The following is a 4,633-nucleotide window of genomic DNA, read 5'->3' on the forward strand; positions in this document are numbered from 1 at the left end:
CCGACCTCGACGCCGCCGTCTTCGCCGCGTACGGCTGGTTTGCCGATACGTCCGACTCCGAGATCCTCGAGCGCCTCGTCGCGCTTAACCTCCAGACGGCGGGCGTCACCGAGCCTTCTGTTGGCAAAGGAGATCAGCGTGATCCCCGCATCGAGCGAGTCACTGGTGTCGACGAGGAAGGGCCGAGATGAGGCAACCGTTTCGCGCTCGACACGGGGGCTGGGCATATCTGGGAGGCGAGGCGTCCCGCTTACCATGCGCGAGATCAAGGAAGACGAAGTGATGCCCGGAAGCGCTGCAGCGGAAGGCGTCGGTCTCATCTGTACCACGAACGTTGTTCTACCGAATAGCTCGCGGGTCGTGGGCCAGAAGGATCGAAAGAATGGAGAAACAGTATGAGTCTGGGCATGCCCCCGGCCATCTTCTTCGCATACCCAAGCCGACCCGCCTTACGACGGACGACTGTCAGCGAAGCGGCCGAAGCACTCACGGAGACGGGTGAGGCGCGCGGACATACCTGGGAGTCGCTGTCGATCGGTGGGCGGCTAATCATTGCCCAGATAACGACTGCGATCGATGGGTCCGTGTTGTCTGTCTTTGACACAACAGAGCCCAACGAGAATGTCTTGTTCGAACTGGGGTATGCGATTGGCGCCAAGAAGCGCGTCTGGCTGATCCGGGACCGCTCGTTCGCGGCTGCTACGCGGCAATGGGACAAGTTCGCTCTTCTGAGTCCAATCGGATACGTACCCTATTCAACCTCCGGAACAATTGTGAACGCGTTCTTGGCTGGCCGGCCGCACGAAGCCATGACAACGGTCTATGACGACCTCGTTGCGAACAGCCTCGTGCCAGACGCATCGAGCTCAGTCCTATACCTTGCCAGCCCTCATGACACGAACGCGTCTTATGGCCTTACACGAGCTCTTGAACGTGAGAGATCCTCAACTTTCACCCTCGCAGTTGTTGACCCGCAGGAGTCCGTCATCCAGCCGCTCTCGTGGTATGCCGAGTCCATAGCAGCATCGCGGGGCGTGGTCGCACATTTCACATCGCCCAAACGCCAAGACGGGGAGATCCATAACGCCCGGATGGCGCTGCTCTCAGGGCTTGCGCGCGGCATGGGCAAGGAACTCTTGATGCTTGCCGAGGAAGACTACTCGACACCGATCGACTACCAAGACGCCCTATTCGTCTACTCCGTGCCCCGCGATGTCGTCGCGCGGGTGAACCGCTGGCTTCGCGACCACAAACGGGTGCTGGAGGGGGCCCATCCCACGCCCCAGTCCGAGGCATTCAAGCGAGCCGCGGAACTGCGCTCGCTCCGGTTGGGTAGTCACGTCGCCGAGGACGAGGCGGCTAGCCTGTCAGACTACTTCGTCGAGACACGTCCCTACACCGAAGTGCTTCAGGGCGGAGTGCGTCTATTCGTCGGACGTAAGGGGGCCGGGAAGACTGCCAACTTGCTGCATGCCGCTGCTGATCTTTCAGCCGACGCCCGGAACGTCGTCTGCGTCATTAAGCCGCCAGCGTACGAACTAGGGAGCCTTCTGAGGTTGCTCCGGAGATACAAGGAGAGAGACGAGAAGGGCTTTCTGATCGAGAGCATGTGGAAGTACTTACTGTGGTCCGAGCTCGCGCGAACGGCGACCTCGCGAATTCGAGAACAGCGCGCGGTCGTTGTCCCGGCGACCCCTGAGTGGAACCTTCTCGAGGCTGTCGCCAACGAGCGCGATCTCGTGCTCGAGGACTTCTCGATCAGACTCGAACGAGCTGTCGAGGACTTGCTTCCGATCGACGTCGAAACTGGCGTGGCCGCCGGACGCGTGGCGATCTCCGAAGCTCTCCACGAGACGCGGATCAGGCATCTAGTTGGGCTGCTCGCTGAAGCGCTGTCGGGGAAGCATCGGGTCGCGATCCTGGTCGACAATCTCGACAAAGCCTGGACGCGCGACTCTGATCTCGGAGAACTATCGCAGTTCGTCCTCGGGCTCCTTGGCGCCATGCGATCGATCGGGCTCGAGCTCGAGAAGCGCGGCAAAGGCCGTCAGCCGCTCGGCGTCTCGCTGGCAGTGTTCCTGCGAAGTGATATCTACTCACACGTCACCCGCATGGCACGCGAACCTGACAAGCTCGCCGTGAGCAGACTCGACTGGAGTGACCGCGACCTGCTCCTGCGCGTGCTCGAAGAGCGATACACCACCGTCAGCGGGGCGAACGGGACCGAACTGTGGACGCGCCTGTTCTGCGCGTTCGTTGACTTTACGCCGACGCGTGAATGGTTCTTCTACACGGTTCTGCCACGACCGCGGGACATGCTGTACCTCGCAAACGCGAGCATCACGAACGCCGTGAACCGTCGCCGGGACCAAGTGCAACCCGACGATCTTAAGGACGCGCGTTTCGCCTATTCGACGTACGCGTTTGAGTCCCTCCTCGTCGAAGGTGAGCCCGATCTCCCGCAGATGGAATCAGTTCTCTATGAGTTCGCGGCGTCCTCCAGCGTTCAGTCCGAAACTCAGGTACTTGAGCGCATCCGTCGCGGGCTCGGCCGCAAAGCTACGAAGTCAGAGACGAGCGTCCTCACCCAACTGCTCGAACTATCGTTTCTGGGCTTCCAGTCTGCCGGAGACCACCCAGTCTACGTTGACAATCCGGCGGAGTTAACACGCAACAGGGCAATAGCCCACGCGAAGTTGAATGCGGCTCATTCAGAGATGCAGTATTCCGTTCACCCCGCATTTCGAGCGTTCCTAGAGGTGAGGGAGACACTCGTTCAGAATACATAACTTACATTATCGGAAGTAGTGCATAACTCTGGCGATGGTGATCCTGGGCCAGAACGACCTCCAAGGCCACAACGGGCACGCGCAGCTCGTGTCCCCGCTCGATTGGCGCATGGGAGAGACGGGTCAAACGGGGGCGAGGCCCGTGCCGTCGAGCCCGAGCCGATCGAAATAGTCCTGGACACCGGCCACGAGACGTGACGCGTCCGCGACCAGTTGGTCGGTCTCCTCGAGGTCGTATGGGGGTTCATCGGGTTGTGGATAGTGCGCGGCGGCGTGGGCACCGGATAGGGCGACGATGTCGACGATCGCGGCGCGAAGGTCTGCCTCGGCCGGGCTTCGCTCAAGCAGGAAGATCAGATCGTGCGTCAAGGGAGGCTCGCGGCCCTGGAGTGCGATGGTCGCCTTGATCGCCTTCTCGGCTGCCTGCTGGGCGAGGTAGGCGGCCTGGCGGGGAGCCACCGTTGCGACGGCCAGGAGCGCCCGTGCGGCGGTGAGGTCCCCGATCGCCGTTCGAAGCCACCAGAGCGCAGCCTCAGGCGGCATTGCCGCGGTGATAGATGACTCGCCCTTCCTGGAGCGCCCAGTACACCACGCCGGCTGGACGACCGGGCATGTATCCGTCCGTTTCCTCGACCGTGCTCACGACAACGTCCGCGGCCACGGGCAGATCCGCGAAGGATCTACGGATGGCGATGCGCATCGCGCGACGGTTCGCGATGGCATCAACGACAACCAGCAGGTCGTAGTCGCTGTCGGCCCGGGCGCTTCCGCGCGCGCGCGAGCCGAACAGCACGATCCTGACAGGATCAACGAGGCGAACGATCCGTCCCACGATGGTCGACTGCCACGGGTCGGTCGTGACAGCTGGGCGGTCCAGGGCGGCGGAGAGATGCGGCGCCGCGGCCTCCTGGACCTGGTGTGCACGTCCCTCTCGACTCTTGTGCAGGTCCAGCGGAAACGCTCCATCCGTCTGCGTCCGATCCGGGTCGACCTGGAGGGACGGCCCTGCGGTCACGGCATGAACGGCGCCGATCAGGTCGTCCTCGTCGATCAGGTGCTGCGTGCCGACCTTGTGGGACGGCAGCTTCCCTGCCCTGATCCACCGACGGATCGTCTCAGGGTTGCGGCCAACGCGTCGGGCCGCCTCAGGCACGGTCAGGGTCATGAGCTGCTCCCGTTGGAGCGGGACGTCGTCATCCACGATAGTTGTAGCATACTACACCAGCATCGCCGATGAGCTTCGAGATGCGGGCAAACGAAATGGAACCGGCGCCCTCTCACGGGCGCCGGTACTTCGATTGGATGTCAGTTGACATCACTCGGTAGAAGTTGGCGGGCGGAGCCAGGCATTCGCCCCGACCGCCGTCAGGCGCCCGCCCGGGTATCGGAGCTGATGTTGCCCGCTCGCGGCCGCGTGGCGAGGTTCGTCACGCCGCGCGTCTGGTCGGCCGTGCACGGCGGTGTCGCGATCGGCCCTGCCGAGCGCACCCTGCGTGCAAGATCCGGTCTCGCGACCATGGCCGACGACGTCACTGCGCACCCCTCGCGCGGCCAAGCGGGCTCCGATGGACCGATCCTACGCCGGCAGCGCAAGCCCACGCCGGGGGTGTCGTCGGGCTCGCGCCGGGGCGCCCTCCCCTCCCCGACCCGCTCAGCCGCCCGAGAAGACCGGCGAGATGAGGATCCGGTCGCCCTCGTGGAGCTCGTCTTCCAGGTCGATCGCCCACCCGTCGCGGCCGACGATGACCGGACGGCCTCGGTCGGCTCCGATCGCGTCGAGGAGATCGCCGACGGTCGCGCCGGGTGGGAGCTCGGCCACCTGCTCGCTGAAGCCCAGCGTATGC

Annotated in this window: 5 protein-coding genes; 2 read left to right on the forward strand and 3 right to left on the reverse strand. The window is 63.7% G+C overall.

What is annotated here, in order from left to right:
* Positions 1–191: hypothetical protein (locus tag P4L93_03245; GenBank protein ID MDR3685964.1), on the forward strand; the 191-nt coding region annotated here is incomplete at its 5' end.
* 204 nt (positions 192–395) lie between these two features.
* Positions 396–2,789: a hypothetical protein gene (locus P4L93_03250; protein ID MDR3685965.1), complete on the forward strand. Its 2,394-nt coding sequence runs from the start codon at positions 396–398 to the stop codon at positions 2,787–2,789.
* Between the two features lie 123 nt (positions 2,790–2,912).
* Here P4L93_03250 and P4L93_03255 read toward each other — a convergent pair whose 3' ends face one another.
* From P4L93_03255 to P4L93_03265, 3 genes are all read right to left on the reverse strand, one after another.
* Complete coding sequence (locus tag P4L93_03255; protein MDR3685966.1) at positions 2,913–3,332, reverse strand: HEPN domain-containing protein; 420 nt, start codon at positions 3,330–3,332, stop codon at positions 2,913–2,915.
* Positions 3,322–3,954 carry an excisionase family DNA-binding protein gene (locus tag P4L93_03260; protein MDR3685967.1) on the reverse strand — a complete coding sequence of 211 codons (633 nt, stop codon included), beginning with the start codon at positions 3,952–3,954 and terminating at the stop codon, positions 3,322–3,324. Before P4L93_03260 ends, P4L93_03255 begins: the two co-directional genes overlap by 11 nt.
* Before the next feature lie 486 nt (positions 3,955–4,440).
* On the reverse strand, positions 4,441–4,633 hold a 193-nt coding region (locus P4L93_03265), incomplete at its 5' end, for a MoaD/ThiS family protein (GenBank protein MDR3685968.1).

The sequence above is a fragment of the Coriobacteriia bacterium genome (genome assembly GCA_031292615.1).
Classification (GTDB): Bacteria; Actinomycetota; Coriobacteriia; order Anaerosomatales; family JAAXUF01; genus JARLGT01.

Excerpts from the sequence above, each read along its gene's own strand:
- P4L93_03250 (MDR3685965.1), top strand. The coding sequence starts at position 396 with ATGAGTCTGGGCATGCCCCCGGCCATCTTCTTCGCATACCCAAGCCGA.
- P4L93_03255 (MDR3685966.1), bottom strand. The coding sequence starts at position 3,332 with ATGCCGCCTGAGGCTGCGCTCTGGTGGCTTCGAACGGCGATCGGGGAC.
- P4L93_03260 (MDR3685967.1), bottom strand. The coding sequence starts at position 3,954 with ATGACCCTGACCGTGCCTGAGGCGGCCCGACGCGTTGGCCGCAACCCT.